The organism is Bacillus sp. FSL W8-0848 (genome assembly GCF_038007805.1).
Lineage (GTDB): Bacteria > Bacillota > Bacilli > Bacillales > Bacillaceae > Bacillus > Bacillus glycinifermentans.
The window spans coordinates 3112221-3136455 of sequence record NZ_JBBOYB010000001.1; the positions used below are offsets into that span (position 1 = coordinate 3112221).

At 48.6% G+C, this 24235-nt stretch carries 18 protein-coding genes, 1 pseudogene and 1 riboswitch; of the genes and pseudogenes, 5 read left to right on the top strand and 14 right to left on the bottom strand.

The genetic code is table 11. The features are described 5' to 3' along the window. Nucleotides 1-20 precede the first annotated feature (20 nt). The 10 genes from NSQ39_RS16460 to sspJ form a co-directional block, all read right to left on the bottom strand. On the bottom strand, nt 21-1019 hold the full coding sequence (locus tag NSQ39_RS16460; protein WP_175075466.1) for a LacI family DNA-binding transcriptional regulator: 999 nt from the start codon (nt 1017-1019) through the stop codon (nt 21-23). 77 nt (nt 1020-1096) lie between these two features. Further along, the gene (locus NSQ39_RS16465) at nt 1097-2479 is read right to left on the bottom strand and encodes a glycoside-pentoside-hexuronide (GPH):cation symporter (protein WP_175075597.1); all 1383 of its coding nucleotides are present in this window, start codon (nt 2477-2479) and stop codon (nt 1097-1099) included. 34 nt (nt 2480-2513) lie between these two features. Further along, nucleotides 2514-3935: a glucuronate isomerase gene (gene uxaC, locus NSQ39_RS16470; RefSeq protein ID WP_341016000.1), complete on the bottom strand. Its 1422-nt coding sequence runs from the start codon at nt 3933-3935 to the stop codon at nt 2514-2516. 169 nt (nt 3936-4104) lie between these two features. Next, nucleotides 4105-5850 (bottom strand): sensor histidine kinase, encoded by a 1746-nt coding sequence (locus NSQ39_RS16475; RefSeq protein ID WP_341016002.1) that lies wholly within the window; start codon nt 5848-5850, stop codon nt 4105-4107. Further along, nucleotides 5847-6575, bottom strand: coding sequence for a response regulator transcription factor (locus NSQ39_RS16480; protein ID WP_341016004.1), 729 nt, complete (start codon nt 6573-6575; stop codon nt 5847-5849). The genes NSQ39_RS16475 and NSQ39_RS16480 overlap by 4 nt, the downstream gene beginning before the upstream one ends. A 150-nt stretch (nt 6576-6725) precedes the next feature. Next, nucleotides 6726-7493: an ABC transporter ATP-binding protein gene (locus NSQ39_RS16485; protein ID WP_341016963.1), complete on the bottom strand. Its 768-nt coding sequence runs from the start codon at nt 7491-7493 to the stop codon at nt 6726-6728. Nucleotides 7494-7556: 63 nt separating this feature from the next. Then, nucleotides 7557-8576: a FecCD family ABC transporter permease gene (locus tag NSQ39_RS16490; RefSeq protein WP_341016008.1), complete on the bottom strand. Its 1020-nt coding sequence runs from the start codon at nt 8574-8576 to the stop codon at nt 7557-7559. Beyond that, the gene (locus NSQ39_RS16495; RefSeq protein ID WP_445662408.1) at nt 8577-9641 is read right to left on the bottom strand and encodes a FecCD family ABC transporter permease; all 1065 of its coding nucleotides are present in this window, start codon (nt 9639-9641) and stop codon (nt 8577-8579) included. Between the two features lie 152 nt (nt 9642-9793). Next, complete coding sequence (locus tag NSQ39_RS16500) at nt 9794-11200, bottom strand: amino acid permease (RefSeq protein ID WP_341016010.1); 1407 nt, start codon at nt 11198-11200, stop codon at nt 9794-9796. A gap of 111 nt (nt 11201-11311) precedes the next feature. Beyond that, a riboswitch (Lysine riboswitch) is annotated at nt 11312-11488 on the bottom strand. A gap of 133 nt (nt 11489-11621) precedes the next feature. Beyond that, the gene (gene sspJ, locus NSQ39_RS16505) at nt 11622-11765 is read right to left on the bottom strand and encodes a small acid-soluble spore protein SspJ (RefSeq protein WP_046129267.1); all 144 of its coding nucleotides are present in this window, start codon (nt 11763-11765) and stop codon (nt 11622-11624) included. 223 nt (nt 11766-11988) lie between these two features. Here sspJ and NSQ39_RS16510 point away from each other — a divergent pair, with 223 nt between their 5' ends. The 3 genes from NSQ39_RS16510 (at nt 11989) to NSQ39_RS16520 (ending at nt 16064) form a co-directional block, all read left to right on the top strand. Further along, on the top strand, nt 11989-12459 hold the full coding sequence (locus NSQ39_RS16510; RefSeq protein WP_341016014.1) for a metal-dependent hydrolase: 471 nt from the start codon (nt 11989-11991) through the stop codon (nt 12457-12459). Between the two features lie 92 nt (nt 12460-12551). After that, complete coding sequence (locus NSQ39_RS16515) at nt 12552-14411, top strand: LTA synthase family protein (protein ID WP_341016018.1); 1860 nt, start codon at nt 12552-12554, stop codon at nt 14409-14411. A gap of 201 nt (nt 14412-14612) precedes the next feature. Continuing rightward, a complete protein-coding gene (locus tag NSQ39_RS16520) occupies nt 14613-16064 on the top strand; it encodes an MDR family MFS transporter (protein ID WP_335497680.1) in 1452 nt (483 codons plus the stop codon). Between the two features lie 36 nt (nt 16065-16100). Here the strand turns inward: NSQ39_RS16520 and NSQ39_RS16525 are convergent, their stop codons facing one another. The 3 genes and pseudogenes from NSQ39_RS16525 to NSQ39_RS16535 form a co-directional block, all read right to left on the bottom strand. Next, nucleotides 16101-16946 carry an aldo/keto reductase gene (locus NSQ39_RS16525; RefSeq protein ID WP_335497679.1) on the bottom strand — a complete coding sequence of 282 codons (846 nt, stop codon included), beginning with the start codon at nt 16944-16946 and terminating at the stop codon, nt 16101-16103. Between the two features lie 90 nt (nt 16947-17036). Then, nucleotides 17037-17912 carry an ROK family protein gene (locus NSQ39_RS16530; protein WP_335497678.1) on the bottom strand — a complete coding sequence of 292 codons (876 nt, stop codon included), beginning with the start codon at nt 17910-17912 and terminating at the stop codon, nt 17037-17039. A 72-nt stretch (nt 17913-17984) separates the two neighbouring features. Next, nucleotides 17985-19986 (bottom strand): annotated as a pseudogene (locus NSQ39_RS16535) (Na+/H+ antiporter). Nucleotides 19987-20130: 144 nt separating this feature from the next. Between NSQ39_RS16535 and NSQ39_RS16540 the strand changes: the two are divergent. Continuing rightward, entirely contained in the window at nt 20131-21264 is a 1134-nt protein-coding gene (locus NSQ39_RS16540) for an aminotransferase class V-fold PLP-dependent enzyme (RefSeq protein WP_335497677.1), read from the top strand. Between the two features lie 65 nt (nt 21265-21329). Next, nucleotides 21330-21749: a DUF5412 family protein gene (locus tag NSQ39_RS16545; protein WP_341016028.1), complete on the top strand. Its 420-nt coding sequence runs from the start codon at nt 21330-21332 to the stop codon at nt 21747-21749. Between the two features lie 2 nt (nt 21750-21751). Here the strand turns inward: NSQ39_RS16545 and helD are convergent, their stop codons facing one another. Then, on the bottom strand, nt 21752-24079 hold the full coding sequence (gene helD, locus NSQ39_RS16550) for an RNA polymerase recycling motor HelD (RefSeq protein WP_335497675.1): 2328 nt from the start codon (nt 24077-24079) through the stop codon (nt 21752-21754). Nucleotides 24080-24235 lie beyond the last annotated feature (156 nt).

The following is a 24235-nucleotide window of genomic DNA, read 5'->3' on the forward strand; positions in this document are numbered from 1 at the left end:
TCCGTGCATCAGGAATGATGCTACAATCTCCTGACGGAATTCCGGATGACCAGTTCGGTGCTGATCAGCGTCTGGCCGCCTTTTGTCTCCGGATTTTCGATGACGGACAGCAAACTTTCCGCCCCAAGCACACTGATTTTTTCAGTCGGTTTTTTAACAGTTGTTAAAGACGGCGTCGTATATGCGGAAAAGCCGATATCATCAAATCCGATGATCGATATGTCGTCAGGACAGCGTTTTCCGTTTGCATAAAGCGCATTCATCGCTCCGATCGCCATATCGTCATTCGCACAAAACAGGGCAGTCGGCGGATTCTTCAATTTCAGCAGCTTTTCCACCGCACTGTAGCCGCTTTTCATCGTATAATCTCCGCTTGCAAGGTATTCGCTTTGAACCGGGACGCCGTGCGCACGAAGCGCGTCCAGGAAGCCGTCAAGCCTTTCCTTGGACGATTTGAACCCCTGTTTTCCCTGCACCATCGCGATCCGCTTATGGCCGTTTTCGATAAAATGAGAAGCCGCCAAATATGCCCCCTCTTTCTCATTGGCCAAAATATTGATGACAGACGGCCTTTCAATCTTTCTGTTCAACACGACAATCGGGATATTCTGCCCTGTCACATGATCGATAAACGCCTGGTCGCGCTCGCTTTGGCTGATCAGGATGATGCCGTCATAGCGGTTGCGGTGGACGAATGACAAGTCATGGTAATCGTCGATCCCCCTGACGAACATGTTATAGCTTTCGTCAATCACATTGTTGACGCCGCGCAAAACGTCGGCAAAAAAGCTCGACGATGTACCGTCCGTCAGGCTTGTCAAAAACAGGCCGACCGTAAACGATTTTTGCGTCACAAGGCTTTTCGCGTTGAAATTCGGTTTATAATTCATTTCGGCTGCGATATCGAGTATTTTCTTTTTCGTTTTTTCTTTGATCAGCGGACTGCCGTTCAGCGCTCTGGATACTGTGGTGTGCGATACATTCGCCAGCCTGGCAATATCTTTAATCGTTACTGACATTCATTTTAACCTGCCTTTTACGTGCTGTTTCATACCATCAGTTTATCATAAGATGAGCGCTTGTCAGAGGATTTCCGCTATGTTCTCGATTTCAGGCCGGCAACCATTTCGGCATGCTTTTCATCCGTCAGCCGGTATAAATAGCCGATCACAAGCATCGCAATCGACAGGGCTACTGCCGGATATAAAAGCAGAATCGCTTTGATGCCGAGAAGGGTCCCCGCTTTTTGTGCAACGTTCGGAACGTAGCCGACGATGCTGAGCCCGATTCCTGATAAGAAGCCTGAAAGCGACTGGGCCAGCTTTCTTGAGAAATTGAATAACGAGTAGACGGTCCCTTCCTTACGCTCCCCTGTTCTCCATTCGCCGTAATCGATCGCATCTGATACAAAAGCCCAAGTGATCCCGTTCGGAATGCTGATGCCGATAAATGCGATGCTTGCGAGAATCGTAAATAAAAAGACGTTGCTCGGCATGGCGAAGTTGATGACGTCGGCTACGACGGAAAGCGCAAGGCCGAGAATCGCGGTTTTCTTTTTGCCGAACATTTTGACAAGCTTCGGCAGCATGATGACGCCGATAAAGGATGAACCGATGATGATGAAGTTCATCGATGCCATCAGCTCGGCATTTCCGAGATTGTATTCGGCGAAATAGACGAGCATCGCCGATTTGAGATTGTACGCGGAAATCGTGAAAACCGTCATAAGAATCAGCGTCAGCAGCGGTTTGTTTGTAAAAAACGTTTTTGAAATGGCCTTGAGCGTCACTTTCTCCTCTTTATACTTTTGGTCCTTGACGATGATCCGTTCCTGGCAGTTCCGGTAGCAGATGTAGAAAAACAGCACGCCGAGCATTGACATCAGCCCCATGACGACCGGGTACGCGACCACCGGATTGTCAAATCTGACGATCATCGGAATGACGACAATGCTTGTTACGAATAGCGCGCCGAGCGAACCGGCCTGCCGGAAGGATGCAAGCGATGTCCGGTCAACCGCATTTTGCGTCATGGCAGCGCCGAGCGAGCCGTACGGAATGTTGACGAATGAATAGCCGATTCCCCAGATCATATATGAGGCATACGCATAGATTAATTTGCCCGTCGGCGAAAGGTTCGGAGAGATGAACGTCAGGACGGTCAAAATCGCGAGCACGATGCTTCCGTATAATAAATAAGGCCTGAATTTGCCTTTCGGCCCGATGCGCTTCCGGTAATCGATGGATGTCCCCACGATCGGATCGACAACGGCGGCAAAAAGCTTGCTCACAAGAAAGATTCCTCCGGCCGCGGCCGCCGGAATCCCGGCAACATCGGTAAAAAATTTCAATAGATAAAGCTGTCCGAGGTCAAACATGAACCCATTCCCAAAATCTCCAAAACCATAAGAAATCTTTTCTTTTAAACTCAATTTCTCGTCAGTTGCGACGACCGTTTCAGTCTGTCTGTCCGTCGATATTTCCAAGGGAAAGCAGCTCCTCTGCAATCATTTTTTAAGCTTTCAAGCGGTCTTTCACCTCAAACTGAAAATATTGCTTTGCATTTTCATAGCTGATTCCTTTCACGATTCGCCCGAGCAGTTCGATGTCATCCGGCGCTTCGCCGTTTTCCGCCCATCCGCCGATCACATCGCAGAGCAGACGCCTGAAATATTCGTGCCTCGTGTAGGAAAGAAAACTTCGCGAATCCGTCAGCATACCGATAAAACGGCTTAACAGCCCTATGTTTGCAAGCGATTTCATTTGTTCATGCATGCCGTCTTTCGTATCGTTGAACCACCATGCCGTCCCGTGCTGGATTTTCCCCGGCACCCCTCCGTCCTGAAAGCTTCCTGCGAGGCTTGAAATCACGACATTGTCGCGCGGATTTAACGAATAAAGAATCGTTTTCGGGAGCGCATCTATTCTGTCGAGAGAATCGAGAAACCGGCACAAAGGCTTTGCGATATCCTGATCGTTGATGGCGTCATACCCCGTATCAGGCCCGAGCCGCGCGTACATTTTGCTGCTGTTGTTTCGCAAAGCGTTAATATGCAGCTGCATCGCCCAGCCTTTTTCCGCGTAACAAGCCCCGAGTACATGGAGGGTGAACGACTTGAATGCCGTTTCCTCTTCAGGCGTGACCTTTTCGCCGTTCATCGCTTTTGCAAAAATCGGCCGCACTTCTTTTTCGTCTGTATCCGTGTAGGTCATTTCGTTGATGGCATGGTCTGAAATCCGGCCTCCAGCTTCGTGGAAAAACTCGATTCGATTTTTAAGCGCTTCCAAAAAATCGGCGTATCCGGTGATCGCAATGCCGCTTGCGTCTTCGAGCTTTTTCACCCATCCTGCAAAGCCTTCCTGATTGATCTCCAGCGCTTTATCGGGCCTGAATCCAGGTAAAACGCTTACACGAAAATCGGCGTCTTTCAGCTTCAAATGGTATTCCAGAGTGTCTGTCGGATCATCTGTTGTCACGACGGTTTCAACGTTGGATTTTTCGATCAATTCTCTTGCACCGAAGCCTTCTCCGTTTAGTTGCTCGTTCACATTGCTCCAAATCGCGGGTGCGCTCTTTTCGTCAAGCAGCTCATACACGCCGAAAAACCTCCGCAGCTCCAAATGGGTCCAATGATAAAGCGGATTGCCGATCGTCATCGGCACGGTCTTGGCCCAGGCATTGAACTTTTCTTCATCAGACGCGTTCCCTGTAATGTACTCCTCGGCTATGCCGTTCGCCCGCATCGCCCTCCATTTGTAATGGTCGCCGTACAGCCACACCTCGGTGATATTTTTGAAGGTTTTGTTTTCATAGATCTCTTTCGGACTTAAGTGACAGTGGTAATCGATGATCGGCATGCCTTTGGCATACTCGTGATACAGCTTTGCCGCCGTATCGTTTGTTAAAAGAAAATCGTCGGCCAGAAACGCTTTCACTGTTCTTCACCTTCCTTTGATCATTTTTGTTAACGTTAACAAAATGATGCGACAAAAAATGTGAACGTTAACATTCAATCTTATTTTATACCAGCCGCTTCTATTTTTCCATAATTTTCTCAGGGTATAATAAAGAAGCCGCACGGTTAAAGCCGGCAGCTCCTTTCTTTTATTGCTTTTTCTTAAATTCCATCGTAATCTCCGTCCCGTGTCCCGTCCGGCTGTCGACTTCGATGCATCCGTCATGAAGATGGACGAGCTCGAGCGAAATCGCGAGGCCGAGTCCGCTTCCTTCTGTCGAATCTTTCGTATGCGTTCCCCTGTAATAGCGGTTGAATAATTTAGAGACGGTTTCAGAGTCCATCCCCCTGCCATTGTCGGCAATTGCAAGAACGATGTGCTGTTTTGTTTCTTCAAGAATCACTTTGATCTCGGTGCCTTTTTCATTGTGTTTGACCGCATTGGCCAGCAGATTTTCCAAAATCCTTCTGAACCAGCCTCTGTCAATCGAAAACTCGGTTTCTTCTGATTGAGATTCAAAGGACACCTGATACCCCTCTGAAAACGGGTAGCGTTTAAATTCTTCAACAACCTTTCTTAAAAACGGCACAAGCCTGACCGTTTCCCGTTTGATCGGGAGAGCGCCGTTTTTGAGCCTGTATGTTAAATTCAAATCTTCAATGAGCTGCGACATGTAATCCGACTTTTCTTTCATGACCTGGCCGATTTCGCAAATTTCTTCCTTTGACCATTCATAATTTGGGGATTCGAGCATCATGCTGTACCCATAGATCGTGCTGAGCGGCGTTTTTAAATCATGGGAGAGCCCGGCAATCCATTCCTCTCTCGTCGCCTGGATTTTTTTCCGGTTCTGCTCATCTTTCTTCAACGTTTCCGTCAGCTGCTCCATCGATTCGAACACTTCGTTAAACAAGAGGTACGGCTGCTTCCTTTTCCCTTTTTTATTGCGGCTCCTCGGCAGGCCTTTGCGGTTTTTCGGCTCCTCAAAGAGCCCTTTCGAGAGGTTGACGACCCATTTAATTGAATGGATGAGCGGCATGCCGAATCGGAAAGAGTACCACAGGGTCATGATCGTAATTAAAAAGAGCAGGATGCCGATCATCAGGACGATGACTTTTAACGCAAGGCCGATCATCGACCGGTTAAACTCATGGTCCGGATTATAAATCGGATTCGGAGTGGCCGCGATCAGCCACTCCGTAGCGCTCAGGCGCCTGTATGAAAATTCATGTTCGAAGTTCCACGGCTTTGATTGATACTTCAAAAGCTCTAATTCAGTGATGCCTTTGCTGTAGTCGATATCTGAGAAAATCGATTGTAAAAGCTTCCCTTTTTCGTTAAACAAATAAACGGACCCTTTGTTTTTCTTAATGAAATCGAGCGTGCTTTTTTTATAGGAGGAAAGGGATGACGGTTTCTTTTCCTCCTTCTCCAAATAGCTCAGAATCGTGTCGCTTTTCGACTCCCAGCCGAAGAGAATGACATAATCCTTATCATTTAAATTGGCAGACCAAAAATTGACTTGATACTTGTTGATCTTTTTTCGTGAAAAAGCCGTTACGAGGTCTTCTTTATGGTACTCCCTTTGGATCTCCCGCGGAAGATGGTAGGAATACACCGTCTTTTCTTTCTCGTTTAATATTTGCAGCCAGCCCTGCTGCTTATCGACAGCCGCTTTTAAGGTGTCATCAATGTGCCATTTGTTATCGTAATCAATCGTGACCCAGGTTTCAAACGTGTCTGAAGTGGCTTTCGCCAAACCTGCATCAGCTTCGCTTTCGCTCAGGCGCAGCGCGAAAAAAATAAAGGACAGGGACAGGACGGCGATGACAAGCATTAAAATCAGAAAAATCTGGCTGGTAAAATGCAGAACTAATTTTCCCCTGAGCCTCATCCTTCACTCTCTTTTCTTGACTGGTTCGGAATGAACTTGTACCCCAAGCCGCGAATCGTTACGATGTATTCGGGATTGCTCGGGTCTCTTTCGATTTTTTCCCTCAGCTTTCGGATATGGACCATGACGGTGTTGCTGTCGCCGTAAGACGGAACTCCCCATACTTTTTCGTAGATCTGATCCTTTGAAAGCACCCTGTTCGGATGGTCGCAAAAGTATTGAAGGAGCTGAAGCAGCTGCGCCGAACAGCTGACAGCCTCGCCGTCGACAATCAGCTCCGCGAAATCCGGATGAAACGTGAAGCGTTCATATTCGTATGAAGTCGTTGCCGCCGCGGCCGCGACTTCCTTCTGTATGTATGTCCGCTTTAAATGAGCTTTGATTCTCGCGATTAATTCGAGCGGATTAAACGGTTTCGTTATGTAGTCATCCGCCCCGTACGCAAAGCCCGACAGCTTATCAAGGTCCGACGTTTTTGCCGTCAGAAAAAAGATCGGGGCGTTTGTATGCCGCCGGAGCTCAGGTGATACATCAAATCCGGTCTGCCCCGGCATCATGACATCGAGAAGAATCAAATGTACGGTCTCTTTTTTGACGAGATCTAGAGCCTCTTCGGCGCTGTTTGCAGTCAGGACTTCTGTAAAGCCTTCTTTCGTAAGGACGCGCTTTACCATTTGGACAATGGCGTCCTCATCATCCACAATCAAAATCGTTGCATTCTCCACTTTCTTCTTTCCTTTCTGTCAGCATCATGTTTTATATCCTCATCTTAACATCTATTTTAGGTGTATCGGCTGCCGTTTTCGGATTTTAAAGTAAAATTTAGAAATTTTTCTTTTTACAAAAGAAAAAACAGACACTGTTTTCGTGTCTGTTTATCCGGTTGCCAGCCTTTTGGCCTCTTCATTCTCGAGAAGGTCATAGGTTAGACATATCGGTTTTCCGGTGCGCGGGTCCAAAGCGATCTCCGCATCGATTTGAAACACCTTCTGCAGGACTTCCGGCGTCATGACGTCCACAGGCGCCCCTTCTTTTATGATCTTGCCGCTGTTTAATGCAACCATGTGATGGGCGAAGCGGGCCGCATGATTCAGATCATGGATGACCATCAGGATCGTCCGTCCCTCTTCTTTATTGAGCTTTTCCAAAAGCTTCAGGATTTCGAGCTGGTGTGCCAAATCCAAATAGGTCGTCGGTTCGTCAAGCAGAAGCAGCTCCGTCTCCTGGGCAAGGGACATCGCGATCCAGACGCGCTGGCGCTGGCCGCCGGAAAGGGCTTCGATCGGCCGGTCATGAAACGCCAGCATCCCCGTCACATCAAGCGACCATTCGATGATGCGGCGGTCGTCTTTTGTCAGTCTGCCCATCCCTTTTTGATGCGGGAAGCGGCCGTATGCGACAAGCTCATACACGGTCAGTCCGCCCGGGGCTTCAGGCGTTTGCGGAAGGATCGCCATTTGCTTGGCGATCTCCTTCGTCGGCATTTGATGGATCGCTTTTCCGTTCAAATAGACGGCGCCCGTTTTCGAACGGTGGATTCGGGCCATCGTTTTTAAAATCGTTGATTTCCCGCACCCGTTCGGCCCGATCATGGTCGTGATTTTCCCCTTTGGTATCGTAAGGTTCAGGTTTTCGACGATCATCTGCTCGCCGTAGCCAATCCCCAGATCGTTTGTAGAAAGAGACACCTTGCAATCTTCCCTTCTTTAGTTTGTTTTCATCAGCAAATAGATAAAATACGGCGCGCCCAAAACGGAAATGACGAGCCCTACCGGAATCTCCGAAGGCGCAAGGAGCGTCCTTCCGATCAAATCGGCCAGCAACAGGAGCAAGGCCCCGGTCAGCGCAGACGCCGGAATCAACAGCTGATGCTTCGGCCCGACGAGCCTTCTTGCGATATGAGGCGCAACAAGACCGAGAAACGTGATGTTGCCCCCCGCCGCCACGCAGGCGCCGCTGAGGGCGGCTGCGGCCAGCAGCAGTGTGACCCGTTCTTTTTCAACAGCCGTTCCGAGGCCGGCTGCGATCTGATCGCCGAGATTGAGTACATTTAAATAGCGCGCCTTATAAAAGATAAAAGGTATCAGCACGACAATCCACGGAAGGGTTGCCGAAACGAAGCTCCAGTTTGCGCTCCAAATGTTTCCCGACAGCCATACGGTCGCCTGCATAAAATCGTTTGGATTCATTTTCAGCTGCAGCATTAAAATAGCCGCGGCGAACGCCGTATTGATCCCGATTCCGACCAAGACGAGGCGAACCGGGTTAAGCCCCTTTTTCCATGCGAGCACATAAATAAGGACGACCGCGATGCAGGCTCCTGCAAAGGCAAAAATCGGCAAGAAAAACGCGGAATTTGCTTCGAGGCTTCCTCCAGCCCCTTGGAAAAAGAAAATAAATACGACAACGGCAAAACCCGCTCCGGCATTGATTCCCAAAATCCCCGGATCAGCCAGGTCGTTTTGGGATACTCCCTGCCAGACAGCTCCTGCTGCGGCAATCCCGGCGCCGATAAGTGCGGCCAGAATCATCCGCGGCAGGCGGAATTCAAACAAGACAAGCTCATCCTGGGACGTTCCGCCTCCAAATAACGTTTTCAGCGCGTCAAGCGGAGCAATCCGAATCTCTCCCATGTTCAGGCTTAATAAAAATACACCGAGAATCAGCGCGGCCATGACAATCATGATGAAGACAGGGCGGCCGCTTTTGTTCTTGATCGTCTCCATTTACAGTCCCCTCCCTTCGCGCCGGGCCAAATAGAGAAAGAACGGTACGCCGACAAGCGCAGTCACCGCTCCGACCGGCGTTTCAAAAGGAGGATTGATCATCCTTGCGCAGATGTCGGCATACAGAAGAAGCACGGCTCCAAGCACTGCCGAGCACGGGATGATCCAGCGGTAATCCACGCCTGCCAAAAAGCGGGCAATATGCGGGATGATCAAGCCGATGAAGCCGATTGTTCCGGCTACTGATACCGCGGCGCCCGTCAGCAAAACAACGGAGGCGATCCCGATCACTTTGACCGTTTTTGTCGATTGGCCGAGCCCTTTTGCCACTTCTTCTCCCAAGCTTAAGATGGTAACCGAACGGGCGATGAAAAAGACAAGCACGAGCCCCAAGGCGGCCGCGGGAGCCAGCAGCTCAACGCTCGACCATTTCATGCCTGCGATGCCGCCCGCATACCAAAAGCTCACATCGAGGGCCACATCGAAATGAATCGCTATTGCCGACGACAGCGCTCTGAGCAGCGTGCCGACTGCAGTTCCCGCCAAAGCGAGCTTTACTGGAGTAAGGCCGCCTTTTGAGAGCATTCCGACCGCAAAAACGATCACAGCTCCCAAACCCGCTCCGGCAAATGACCAACCCAATAGCCCGAGCGATGAAATTCCGGGAAAAAAGGCAAAAGCGACGGCAATCGCAAAAGCAGAGCCGTCCGTCACGCTCATAATTTCGGGCGATGCGAGCGGATTTCTCGTCATGCCCTGCATGATCGCCCCGGAAACGGCCAGGCAAGCGCCGACAAGCATGGCGCTGATCGTCCTCGGAAGCCTGAGCTCCAAAATAATCTGATGAGCCGTATTTTTTGAATCGAAGTGAAAAAGCGCGTCCCACACCGTGCTGAGCTTGATATCAGCCGCACCGAGCGCAATCGACAAAGCCGCGCCGAACAGCAAAATCAACGTTCCGCCGAGAAGAATAAAAACGGCGCCAAGGGGACGGCTGACCGGAAGCTGTTCGTTTTCCGGCTCGTCCCTGCCGTTGGTATGATGAATATTCCTGTATGACCCCAATCGATGCCATTCCTTTCTTTATGTATACAACCGATAACGATTATCATTTTCATCTTATAGTATATCAGGCTCAGGCCAAATGTTTAATAAAAATTTTTTCAGAATGAAAAAAAGCCCGCATATCTTCAGATGAAGACTGCGGGCCCCAGGCTTTAAGATTGTTGATTTTGGCCGAACTTTTTGGCCGCAAACGGGTAGATGATGAGGCCGACAAAGAACAAGCCGATTCCCAATATAAAGGTCAGCCAATCAGCAGTTCCCGAAATGATGACCCACAAAGAATATCCGAGAGCGCACAGGGCGATGATGCCGTCGCCTGTTCTCGATCCTTTCAATTCATCATACGTATCTCCTTTAATGATAAGCTTCAGGCTGAACAAAGCAGCAATGAGATACGGTACGAGATAAGCCAGCGTCGCAGACGTCGTCAAAAACGTAAAGGCCTGGCTGATCGTCCCCGAAATCGTCGAGAAAATAAAGATCTGCGACATCAAGTTCGTGATGATCAGCGAATTGACGGGACTTCCTTTTTTGTTCGTCTTTGCAAAGAAAGCGGGAAAATCGCCTGCTTTTGCCGCTTGATACGGAACCTCAGATCCGATCAAAATCCAGCCGAGCATTGATCCGAACAAGGAAATAATCGCCAAAACGGCCATGACCACGCTGCCGAAGCCGCCGATAATTGCATGCAGTACATCAACAAACGGCTTATTCGAAGCCTGGAGCTGATCGTGCGGAATAATGCCCATTGTAATTATCGTAATGATCATATAAATGCCGAGTGCGATCAACAGCCCGGTAATCGTGGCGCGTTTCACATCGCGCTGCGAAGATGCGCGCCCCGACAAGATAACGGCCGACTCGATGCCGACAAACGCCCAAAGCGTAGAAATCGCCGCATTATGGACCTGGCCGCCGAACCCGATGCTTTTTCCGTCCGCCTCAACCGGAAAATAAAATGAATGAAATAAAGACACTTGAAATACGAATAATCCAGCCACAATAAACAGGACAAACCCGAGCACCTTGGAAAACGTCGTCAAAAAGTTGAGCTTTCCGGCTCCGTTTATACTGGAGACGAGAATGAAATGAGTGCCCCACAAAAGAATCGTGCATGCGATGAATGTGAACAGCTGCCCAAGTGTTACGGGATGTCCGCCAAGCTCAAACATCTCGCGCTTATCAGTCAAAATCGGCAGGAATGTCGTCAAATAACCGGCAAGGCTCGTGATGATGGCCACGTTGCTGATCCAGCTCGCAACCCAGTAACCCCACACCATCGTAAAGCCTGCGGCGTTTCCCTTTTTCGGGTCTGAAAACAGCGCCCTTGCATAGCTTTGCGGCCCCGCTTTCAGATCAGGACGGCGAATCGATAAATGGCCGAATACGAGCGCGATCATCAATACGCCCGCACCCGTCACTAGCCATGCCGCCGTTACGCCGAGCGGGCTGGCCGTCTGAGCGAGCGTGCTTGGGAGCATGAAGATCCCGGAGCCGACCATATTTCCAACGACAAAAGCCGTTAAAAGCCAGAAACCCCATTTTTTTGTCTGTTCCATACAACTAATACCTCCGAGCATTTTATCAAAATATGCCGGACCAGACCGTGAGATCATAAAAATAAAAAAAGCATGAACAAAAGTCCATGCCAAAATAACATACACTCTTGATCCCCGGATAGCCCTCCGCGGGAAGTCCCGCGGCAGTCCTGCACTTATTCAATGCAGACCCAGCATAAAGGATGGACGGCTTCTTTATGCTTCGGCGCTGATGCCTTTTACGCATGATCACGGGCCCCTCCGGCCTCACATGCGCTACTCATCATCCGCGCAACCTCTACCTCACTAAGAGTTAAGAGTGAGGATTTATCACATATTCTCAACCGAAGGTTACCAGAGAAATGTTATTCTGTCAAAGGGAACTGATGGAAAAAACGGCAGGAAGACCGCCCATTTTTCGGCGGCCTTCATCTATAGAGGTTTATCGGTTGTTTTTCTTTTTTCTGACCGCTTCTTGCAGAGGATCTCCTTTTAATGCTTGACCGGCATCTTCAAGCGCCCCCTGAACGGCGTTATGGTCTTTGGCTTTATTTTTTCCCTGATCTTTATTAAAGAAAAAGCCCACATGAATCACCTCTTTAAAATTTGGTACAATACTAATTTGGCTTTTCATTAAAAAAATATGCAGGAAGCTTGGCTGTCCGGCCTGCATGAATTTCCCGTTTTGGCCTCTTTCTTCCCGCAAAAATGAAAAAATCGCGGCCAAAACCTTCCAGAATCAGTCTTGATGGTCTTCAGATCTCCTGATATAGTTTTCATTAGGAATCAGGTCTTAAGGAGAAGCGAATATGACAGGAAAAACACACATCATGGGGGGAGTCGCTTCTTGTACGGCTGTCGCTTATTTTTATGGGTATGATCCCGTATTGATAACCGCTTCAGGCATTTTTGGAGCATTGATACCCGATATTTGCCACACAAAAAGCAAAATAGGGCGGAAGCTTCCAATTTTATCAACGCTGATCAGCTCTGTATTCGGCCACAGAACGTCCACGCACAGCCTGCTCTTTCTGTTCGTGACGGGATTTTTGGCACATTTATATGTTACAAACCAGAGCATTTTTGCCGGACTGATGGCGGGAATGGCCAGCCACCTGCTGCTTGACGCGGGGACGACAAACGGCATCAAGCTTTTCTTTCCTTCATCAATTAGAATCCGCCTGCCGCTTTACATCAAAACGGGCGGCAAAGCCGAACAGGGCGTGATGGCCGCCCTCACCGTTCTTTCATGCTATTTTATCGCCGTCTTGACGGCTTGACATGTGGCGCAAATTGGTTTATTTGCCACCGAAAGTTTTTTTAGTAATTTAAACATATGCGGGGCTAAGAACTTGTGAGGAGCTATTGATAAATGAAAGAACATTTTTTCAAAAAGCAATGGTTTTTATGCTTATCGATTTTTTTCATGTGGATGAAGACGTATTTCATCTATAAACTGGGGTTTCACTTGCGGATTGATAATCCGTTTCAGGAGCTGATCCTGTTAATAAACCCGCTTAGCTTTCTCATCCCCGTATTCGGCATCAGCCTTTTTTGCCGCGAAAAGACAAAGCGGCTGTTTTTACTCTCAGCAAATGTCATCCTTACGGGCATTCTGATCGCAAACTGCATTTTTTACGGTTTCTATATCGATTTCATTACAATCCCCGTTTTGTTTCAGGCCAAAAACCTCAGAGGGCTCGGCAGCAGTTTTCAAGAGCTGTTCAATCCCCTTTTCATCGTTCTTTTCCTTGATCTGGCACTGCTCGCATGGCTTTCGAAAACCCGCCGGAAAACGGAAGCAAAAGCATCGCGAAAAGCGATCAAAATTTACTACGGCGCGGCCTCGGGGATCGTGCTGCTGAATCTCACCTTATCAGAGGTCGAGCAGCCGAAGTTTTTGTCCCATTCGTTTGACAGGGAAGTGCTCGTCAAAAACATCGGGCTGTTTCAATTTCATCTGTTCGACGGAATTACGCAGACGTTTAATTTGACGCAAAAAGCGGTAGCCGACGAAAACAGCCTGGCAACGATCGAAAACTATACAAAAGCCGACTACAGCAAACCGAACAAAGACATGTTCGGCATCGCAAAAGGACGAAACGTCATCTTCGTGACGCTCGAATCTACTCAAAGCTTCGTCATCAATGAAAAAGTAAACGGAAAAGAGATCACCCCGTTTTTGAATCAGTTCATCCATAAAAGCTATTATTTCGACCATTTTTATCAGCAGACCGAACAGGGGAAAACATCGGATTCCGAGTTCCTCGTCGCCAATTCGCTGTATCCGTCGCTGAGCGGATCTGTCTTCTTTACGAAAAGCGAAAATCAATACAATTCAATGTATAAAACGCTGGCGCAGCACGGTTACATATCATCCGTCTTTCACGCCAATAACAAAAGGTTCTGGAACAGGGACGTCATGTACGAAGCGCTCGGTATTGACCGCTTTTATGATGTGGACCACTTCAGCGTAACCGCTGATAATTCAACAGGCTGGGGGCTGAAGGACAAAGAGTTCTTAGCACAGTCCGCCGACATGATGAAAGAGTTGCCGGAGCCGTTTTACAGCAGCCTGCTGACCTTGACCAATCACTTTCCGTTTCAGATTGATGACAAGGATAAGCTGATTGATGAATATGATTCTAACAGTGAGATTTTGAACCGCTATGTGACGACGGTGCGCTATCAGGACGAGGCGCTGAAAGCTTTTATCGCGAAGCTGAAAAAAAACGGCCTGTATGAACATTCAGTGATCGTCTTGATGGGGGATCATTACGGTATTTCGGAAGCACACAATGAAGCGCTCGCTCAATTTTTAGGGAAAAAGGAGATCACGCCGTACGATACCGTTCAGCTTCAGCGGGTTCCGCTGATCATCCACATCCCCGGAATTACGGACAAAAATCCGCGAACCGTGTCAGAAACGGGGGGACAGATCGATGTCAAACCGACATTGCTTCATTTATTGGGAATTGACACAAAAGGCATGATTCAGTTCGGAAACGACCTTTTTTCTAAGGAAAGAATGCCTTTTGCCGTGCTGCGAAACGGAAGCTTCATCACGGATGATTATCTCTATACGAAAAATGCATGCTACGATCAAAAAACCGGAGAGCTTTTAGAGGATCCAGAGGACAAATGCGCTCCCCTAATTGAGAAAGCGGCTGAAGAGCTTTCCCTTTCCGACAAAATTATCAACGGAGACTTGCTGAGGTTTTATAAACAATAACGCCTCCCCTTCCACAAGCATTCAGAGCTGGCTGGGAGGGGCTGTTTACATTGGGGCTCGGGCTGGGTATTATATACCGAATGTTTAAAATGCCCTTGCAGATTTGCACATCCTTCGTTACCCTAATGAATAGACAGTTTTGTTTCGGGTGCCGATTATTTCATGAAGTGTTATAAAATCTCAAAATAAGAAGGTTTTCAAATGAGTGAAACTAAACAAACCATAAATAAACTGCCGATTGTTGCCGTACTGATTACCGGGACCTTTATCGCCATTTTAAACCAGACGCTGCTGACGACGGCCCTTCCCCCGATCATGAGGGATTTGAACATTACCCCGGGGCTTGCCCAGTGGCTGACGACCGTTTTTATGCTTGTAAACGGAATTATGATTCCGTTTACGGCATTTTTAATCGAAAAATTCACGACGAGAAAGCTGTTTATGGCCGCGATGTCTTTATTCACCGCCGGAACGCTGATCTGTGCTTTATCGTTCAGCTTTCCCGTTTTAATTGCCGGACGAATCGTGCAGGCGGCCGGTGCAGGGATCATGATGCCTTTAATGCAGACCGTGCTTCTTTTGATTTTCCCGAAGGAAAAACGCGGCTCAGCGATGGGGATGGTCGGACTTGTCATCGCCTTCGCCCCGGCTCTTGGACCGACTTTGTCGGGATGGATTGTCGACCGTTATCCGTGGGAAATCTTGTTTTATCTTCTGCTGCCGTTCGCGGTCATTGACATGGTTGTCGCTTTCTTTATTTTAAAAAATGTAACAGAACAAACATCGCCTAAGATGGATGCCGCCTCCATCATTTTGTCTTCTTTAGGATTCGGCGGTATCCTTTACGGCTTCAGCAGCGCGGGCGTCGACGGCTGGACCAGTCCGGACGTGCTGACAGGCTTCGCAGTCGGGGCCGTCACACTGTTTTGGTTCATTTGGAGACAGCTCCATCTGAAGGAACCGATTTTGGAATTCAGGGTATTTAAATATCCGATGTTTACGCTCGCTACAGTCATCGGCATGGTTGTGTTTATGGCGATGATCGGAGCGGCGACGATCGTTCCGATCTACATGCAGGATATGCGCCATTTCACCGCGATGGAGTCAGGAATGATGCTCTTTCCGGGAGCGGTTGTCATGGGCTTGATGTCCCCGATTACGGGAAGGATTTTCGATAAAATCGGAGCGCGGATTTTAAGCATTACCGGGTTGACGGCCATTTTTATCACGACGCTGCTGCTATCGCATCTGTCCGAAAAAACGCCTTTCGCCTACCTGTCCATCGTCTATGCGTTTCGGATGGTCGGGATGGGGATGGTGCTAATGCCCGTGACGACTGCAGGGCTGAATCAGCTGCCGCGCCATTTGATTCCGCACGGCACGGCCATGAACAACACGTTGAGGCAAATGTCAGGCTCAATCGGAACGGCGATTTTGATTACGATCATGACGCAGCGGGCGCTGTCTGATCCGGCGGGCCCCGGCACGGAAACGGCGATGATTCACGGCGTAAACCTGGCCTTTATGACGGCTGCCGGTTTGTCGGGAATCGGGCTGATCCTTGCCTTTTTCATTAAACACAATCACCGCGGCAGGCTGAACCACCATAAAAGAAAGGCTGCGAAAAGCGGCTTTGCGCTTCACGAAAAATAAACAAATCCCGGGTTCGCTGAGAACCCGGGATTTATTTTATTCGAAACCGTTTGTCATCGTTTCAGGATCCGGACCTACACGCTCATCTTTGTTGAGGGCGTTGATTTTTTCCATATCTTCTTTTGAAAGTTCGAAGTCGAAAATATCGGCGTTTTCAATGATTCGGTGTTCTTTAATCGATTTCGGGATGGTTACGACTTCGCTTTGCAGATCCCAGCGCAAAATGATTTGCGCGACCGATTTGTTGTATTTGCCGGCAATTTCGGCAAGCACTTCATTGTCAAGCAGCTTCCCTTGCATCAGCGGAGACCATGCTTCAAGCTGAATGCCTTGTTTTTTGCAGTAATCTCTTAATTCGAGCTGCGTCAAACGCGGGTGGAATTCAACCTGATTGACCATCGGTTTGATTTCCGCATCCTCCAGCAGGCTTTCCAAATGATGCACGTTGAAGTTGCTGACGCCGATCGCTCTGATTTTGCCGTCTTTGTACAGCTTCTCCAAGGCGCGCCATGTCTCTTTATATTTGCTTTTATCTTTTCCGGGCCAATGAATTAAATATAAATCAAGGTAGTCAAGGCCAAGTTTTCTCAGGCTTTCATCAAAAGCCGCCAGCGTTTTTTCGTAGCCCTGGTCACTGTTCCACACCTTAGATGTGATGAAAAGCTCCTCACGGGGAACGCCTGATTCTTTAATTCCTTTGCCGACGCCTTCTTCATTTTGATAGATCGCAGCCGTATCAATGCTCCGGTATCCGTTTTTAATCGCTGCTTTCACAGATTCGACGACTTGGCTGCCCTCTTCCACTTTAAAGACTCCCAGGCCAAACCACGGCATTTTAACTCCGTTATGTAACGTCACAGTGTCCTTTAAACTGCTTACCATTTAAACGACCGCCTTTCTTTTTTATTCAGATACTATTTCAAGCATCACGTCTATTATCTCATATTGGAGAGATTTGACATAATAAATTGCTCACTTTTCTTCTTTAACCAGCCCGCGTGCAGCCAATGCGAGCGCTCCTGTAATCCCGGCATCGTCGCCGAGCCCCGGCGGCACGACATAACCGTCAAGGTCTGGAAGTTCGATGTATCCGTTTACATATTCACGCAGTTTTCTGCGGATGAGCGGAAACAGCTGCCGCTGCTTCATGACCCCGCCGCCCATTACGATTTTTTCCGGGCATAAGATCAGAATATATTGCATGAGCGCCTGCGCCAAATAATCGGCTTCAAGCTCCCAAACCTCTTCGCGCGCAGAAAGGTCTTTTCCTTGTTTTCCCCAGCGCTTTTCGAGCGCAGGCCCTGATGCCATTCCCTCAAGGCAGTCTTTGTGGTACGGACAGCTTCCTTCAAATGCATCCTTTTCATGGCGTCTGATCAGGATATGCCCCATTTCAGGATGGCAGAAGCTTTGTACGACCTTGCCGCCGATGACAGCCCCGGCGCCGATTCCCGTGCCGACCGTGATGTATAAACAGCTGTTCAGCCCTTGTGCGGCTCCTTCCGTTATTTCCCCGAGCGCAGCCGCATTGACGTCCGTGGTAAACGAAACCGGGATCCGGAGCCTTTTTTCCAGTTCGGGAATGAACGGATAGTTCTGCCACGCGAGTTTCGGCGTATTCGTAATAAAGCCGAAATCGGGTCTCTCCTTTGCCAGCGAAATCGGGCCGAACGATCCGACTCCCAGTGCTTCAGGCTGATATGCATCAAAGAAAGCGGTTACTTTTTCGATCGTCTCTTCGGGCGTTTCCGTCGGAATCGTCAGCCTGCCTGCGATTTCCCCTGTCTCCGTTCCGACAGCGCATACAAATTTTGTTCCTCCTGCTTCAATTGCACCGTAATGTGTCATCTCTTTTCCCCTTTTTTCTGTTTTTAATTGAATCATAAAGCAGAAAAGTGAGGAAAGCAATTGAATAAAATGTTACTCATCAAGGAGCGACGCTTCCAAATGATTGATGTACTGGCGCAGCTGATGGGCCGTTTCCCTCGTAATTTCCCGGTTTTCAAACAGCTCCTGAATTTCATTGCGGATGATTTGCACCGATTTTAAGCGAATCTCTTTCTTTTGCCTTTCATAGCGGTTATTTTCCCGGAGTCCTCCGGCGCCGTGCTGAAGCCTGAGGATCAAGCGCTGATAAAAAGAAATGACCGACCGGGACGCCTCTTTATTTTCGTCGCTCATATGCTGTTTTACCGCTTCGATAGCCGCTTTTGCCGTTTGAATCCGGGCCTTTTTCAGCATGTCGCCGCTTTGGTCATGCGGTTTGTGTGTTCCTTCTTTTTGTCGCCTGTTGATCAGGCGCTTCCATTTCATAAGTGAAACGCCTGCTTTAAAGGGATTGGAAAAAAGCATTTCTTTCTCCCGCAGCCTTTCTTTCAGCCGATTCGCGATATCTTCTGTGATTTGTCCGTTTTCTTGCATGTTTTCCAATTCCGCCTGTTCCGCTTTCAAGGCATGGACCCGGATTTTGTTTTCGAGTTTTTTATGGCGCAGATGCTCTTTCAAAGAATATTGCTCAAACTTGAGCTGCTTCATTTTTTCGTTGTACTCCGATATGACGGCGAGAGCCGCGGCTCTGTTTTTGTCGTTCATTTCCTCTTTTAAAGCTTTGACCGTTGTCTTCATCACTTTTCTTCTGACGCTTTGAAACTGGCTTCCGCCTGCCGGGAGCTCCTTCCTTTCTGACAGGAGCGGCAAAAAGGCGCTCGCCATCAGCAGGGTGCACAGAATTACACCGGCTGCCAAAAAGACGATCAAATCCCGCTCCGGAAACGGGCGGCCGTTCTCCAGCACAAAAGGGGATCGAAAATGCTCCGGCAAGGGTCACGGCTCCGCGGACGCCCGATATCGATATCTGGAGCAGGGAGCGCAGTTTTTCTCCGCCTGAAACTTGTTTCATTTGAAGCCCCCAATTGCCCTGCCAAAACAAAAATACCCATATGAAGCGGAGCAGCATGAGCATCAGCGTAATCAGAATGATGTAGCTGATGACTCTCACATTGTTGAATGCCGCATTCCCAAATATGACAGACAGCGCACCCGGCATTTGCAAGCCTAGCAAAACGAACACGAGACCGTTTAAAATAAAAAGGATGATGCCCCATGTGCTGGCCGAAACGATCTTCAGCTTGACCATTGCCGATTCGGCTCTGTCCTGCTCCGCCGCATGCGTGATACCTCCGGCGACGACGGCAAGGATTCCCGATACGCCGATCTCCTCTGCGGCCAAATAAATCACAAAAGGGGTCAAGATTTGGATCAGCATGTGCATTGTGACGTCCTGCATTCCTAAGCGGCGGAGCAAATAGCGAAACCGGAGGATCAAAAAAGAAAGAACCGTTCCGGTAACGAGGCCTCCAATTGCGATCAGCAAAAAACTGACCGCGGCCTCAGACCACGAAAAAGTGCCCGTTATCGCCGCAGCAAGTGCGAATTTAAAAGCGACGAGGCCTGAGGCATCGTTCATTAAGCCTTCTCCTTCAAGAAGGCGCAGCATATCCTTCGGCATATCGATTCTTTTCGAGAGCGCGCCGACAGCAACGACATCTGTAGGCGATAAAATGGCGGCAAGGGCAAAAGCGGCCGGCAGCGGAATCTGCGGAATCATCCAATGGATGGCATAGCCGCCAAACAGCACGGTCACAAAGACGAGACCGAGCGCCAAAAGCAGAATCGGGGTCCGCAGTTTCCACAGCTCATCCCTCGGGATCCGTCTTCCGTCATTAAATACCAGGGGAGCGATAAATAAAACAAAAAAAAGCTCCGGATTGAACGTGATATGAAGCCCGCCCGGAAAAACCGCCGCGATGATGCCCAATCCGACCTGAATCAACGGAACCGGAACAAATGGAATAAACCGGTGAACGATATTTGAGATCGCGATAATTGTTAAAAAAACCAAAACGGCCAGGAAAACGGCCACTAAGAATACTCCTTACCGCCGTAAAAGCAGGCCTTCAAACGACTCTGCCGGCTGTTTAGCTTATGCCTTCTTTGTTCAGTATTCTTTGACAGCCGGGAACCTATACATGTCAGGCTGAGATACATTGAGAAAGGGAGATCGATCATGAACCATCCATTTCATTCATTCCGTTCTTTATTCCCAGTCTTATCAAACCGCGTTTATCTGGCTGCCTGTTCTGCAGGCGCTTTGGCGCTGCCTGTCTCAGATGCGGTTGACGAATACCGCAGACAGCTCCTTGAATCAGGTGCCGATTGGCAGGCAGCGATGGAAAAGATGGCATCGGCAAAGGAAAAATTCGCACGGCTGATCGGCGCCGAGACAGATGAAATCGCCGTCATGGCCTCGGTTTCAGACGCCGTTTCGGCCATTGCGCTTTCACTGCCACATCATCGGCAAAAAAATAAAGTTGCCTTTACAGATATCGATTTTCCCGCAATCGGACAGATTTGGCTTTCTCAACAGGCATTCAAAAACAAGATCACAATCATTCAAAGCCATAACGGAATGATCGACCTGGAGCAGATACAAAAAGACATATGTGAGCGCACGCTTCTGACATGCGTGCCGCACGTCAGCTATTACAACGGATATAAACAAAATTTGAAGCAGATCGCAGACATCGTCCATCAAAAAGGCTCGCTTCTCTTCGTTGACGCTTACCAATCCGCCGGACACGTTCCGATCAGCGTGAAAGATATGGATGTCGATATTCTTGCGGCAGGAACAAGGAAATACATGCTCGGCATTCCGGGTACGGCGTTTCTTTATGTTAGACGCGGACTCGCCGGACAATTCAAGCCGCAGGTGACCGGGTGGTTCGGAAGAGACGGAAAATCCGCCTTTGATTTATTCAATTCCCGATTTGCAGAAGGAGCAAAACGTTTTGAAACGGGGACCCCGTCATTTGCCGGGCTTTATGCAGCGGACGCCGCCCTAAAGATATTGCTTGAAGCCGGGACTGACCGAATCGACGCGTATTTGCGGAAGCTTGCCGGCTTCGCTCTTGAATACGGGGCGGAAAAAGGCTTGCGGATCGCCGGGCCGCAAACCGTCCGCAATAGATCAAGCCTGATTTCGATTTATGCCGGGGACGCAGCAGGCATCGGGGCTGTATTGCGGGAAAGAAACGTCATTACAGCAGCGAGAAAAGACGTGATCAGGATCGCTCCGCATTTTTACAATACAGAGGAAGATATTAAACAGGCGATCGACGAAATCTCGGTGCTGCTCCATTAGGCTTTTCAATAGACAGATCAGCGTTTTTTCATTACACTATATAAAAACATTTCGATCAGGGGATGATGATACATTTGCAGCGTTTTGTCAATGAAGCATCTGAAGAGTTGAAGAAAAAGCCCCTCCGAAACATGCTGTTTACGCTTATTACATTTATCCTCGCCCTCGGCATACCAACCGCTTATGTTGTATATACGCAGTTTTACTCCATGAAACACTTGCCTGAGGGTGTACAGATTACATCGCTGGCTTCGCCGAACAAAAAATACTCGATCAGCATCTATAGAGTCGAGAAAAACGGGGCGGTACCCGATGTTTCCATCAGAGGGGAATTGACAAAGGTCTCAACCGGCGACCGAAAAAATATTTATTGGGGTTCCAGGGAAGTTAACGCTGACGTCGAATGGAAAGACAGCAATCACGTATCCATCAATGACAAGGTGCTCGACATCCGCAGCGATACATATGATTGGAGAAGGGAGTGAATTCACTCCCTTTTCTTTATGTACAGCGCGTTTGGAACGCCGTCTAAAAACGGGCTTTCCTCTCCGAGCGAAAACAGATGAAGTTCGTGCATCGCCCGCGTACAGGCCGTATAAAAAAGCGTCCGCTCGCGTTCGCGCGCATACCGATTTTTTGATCCGTCATAGACGATGACCGCGTCAAATTCGATGCCTTTTGCCAAATATACGGGTATGATGACGACTTCTTTTTGAAAGACGCGGGTTTCTTTGTCAATCAGCTTGAGCGCCGTATGTTTTTCCAGTTGCATGAAGGCTTCTTTGCACTCCTGGACCGTTTTGCAGATGACTGCAATCGTCTTATGCCCCTCACCTTGTAAAGCAGTTATGCAGGACGCTATCTTTTTATGATGCAGAGCGGGATCGTCCGAAATCGTCAGCGTCGGTTTCACCCCTCTCCGGTTAAAGGGCTCGATATCTTCGCCTCCTTTGATCAAGGGTTTTGTAAACTCGACGATGTCCCTTGTGGATCTGTAGCTTCGGACAAGCCTGATCGTCTCCGTTTTTTCCCCTTCAAACGCGTTTTCGCTAAGAAGCTCCTGCCCCTGAACGCTGTGGGCGAGTATCGCCTGGTTCAAATCCCCTAAAATCGTCATTCTGCTTGAAGGAAAAAGGCCTTTGAGAAAAGCAAGCTGAAAAGGCGAGTAATCTTGCGCTTCATCAATAAATACGTGGCGAATCGCCGTGTTTTTCGCTCCGCCTTTGATTTGATTTTTCAAATAAAGATAAGGTGCGGCATCCTCATACGGAATCTGCTCAAGGCGAAAGCTTTTTCTCGTATGGGCGCAAATGCGTTCCCAATGGTCTGGAAGCGCAGCAGCACCCCAATCCGAAAACAGCTGTAAATACGTCCCTTTAAAATCGATAAAACCCAATGCTTTCACCGCCTGTCTCAGCGGCTTGAATTCCCTTTCGACAATGATGTTGATGAGAAGCCTTTGCTCCCTTTCATAATCGTCGAACGTGTTCTCGGAAAATTGCCGTTCTTCCTGCAGTTGTTTGTAGGCATTCGCGTATTCCTCCTGATCGAGAAGCTCGCTTTTTTCGAGGGCCCACTCTTTTTTCCTTTCACTTTTTTCTTGTTTGTTCAATATGCCGAGCAGCCATTTTGCCGTCGTTTCAATCCGGTGCAACAGCGATCCGGAAGCGCCGAGCGAGCAAAAATAATCGTGGATTTGGGCGCTTGTTACAATCTTCTTTCCGCGGAACGACACGTTTTTGAACAGCAAACCGCCTTTCGAAAGAAACCCTACATACTCGTCAATCAAGCTTTTGAACGCCAGTCCGGCCTTATATTCAATGGCCTGCATCCGGTTTTTGTCATCTTCGCTTTCCGATGCCGTCAAACAATATTCCAGTTGATCAAACGGGGTTTCACACTCCGCCTCTTTGAGATTGCTCTCCAAATATTCCTGAAACGTCGTCTGCTGAATGTTTTCTTCGCCGAGCTCAGGGAGAACATCGGCGACATAGCTGTTAAAAAGAAGGTTGGGAGAAAAAAGCAGCATTTGATTGGATTCGATCCGCCCGCGCCCGCGATAAAGCAAATAAGCGGCCCGCTGGAGCGCAGCCGACGTTTTTCCGCTTCCCGCCGACCCCTGGACGATTAAAATGCGGCTCGTTTCATTGCGGATGATCCGGTTTTGCTCCTTCTGTATCGTTGCAACGATGCTTTTCATCCGGACATTCGCCTGCTGTCCGAGCACTTCCTGCAGCAGCTCGTCCCCGATCGTCATATCGGTATTAAACATCGCCTTCAGCCTGCCGTTTCTGATGAGAAACTGCCGCTTCAGCTCAATCGTGCCGCTGATCGTTTCACCGGGAACTTCATACCGCGCCGGCCCCGGCCCATAGTTGTAAAACAAACTGGATATCGGCGCCCTCCAATCGTAAATCAAAAAGCGCTCTTCCTTTTCGTCCATCAATGAACTGAGGCCGATGTAAATGGCTTCGGCTTCTTGATCGCCGTCCTCCAAAAAATCGACGCGTCCAAAGTAAGGAGACTCCTTCACTTTTAACAGCTTTTTCACCTGGCTGTAAAACTGCTTGTGGCTTCTTTCCCGCTCTGCCAACATCTCCGCCTGCTGTTTAATGCTCGCAAACGTCTCGATCGCTTCTTTGTCATCGGCCAAGTTCACGGTGACATCATCCCAAAAATGCTTTCTCAAATCGACGATATCCTCTTTCAGTCCGCCTGTCTTACTCTTTAGAGAATGAAGCTTTTGATCCAATTCGTTTAATACGCGTTCGATCCGCTTCTCTTCTTCAAGCCATTCTTTGTTGATATCTGTCATGCAGATCACTCCCTAAAAAGATTTGACACAAAAAAAAAATCGTGATAAAATAAATATGGATATAATTATAAAAAATGAAATTTTATGTTAAATTACACTTCATCTTATCATATACGGCCCGTCTATATCAACATGCCCAAAATAAAAAAGCCGATT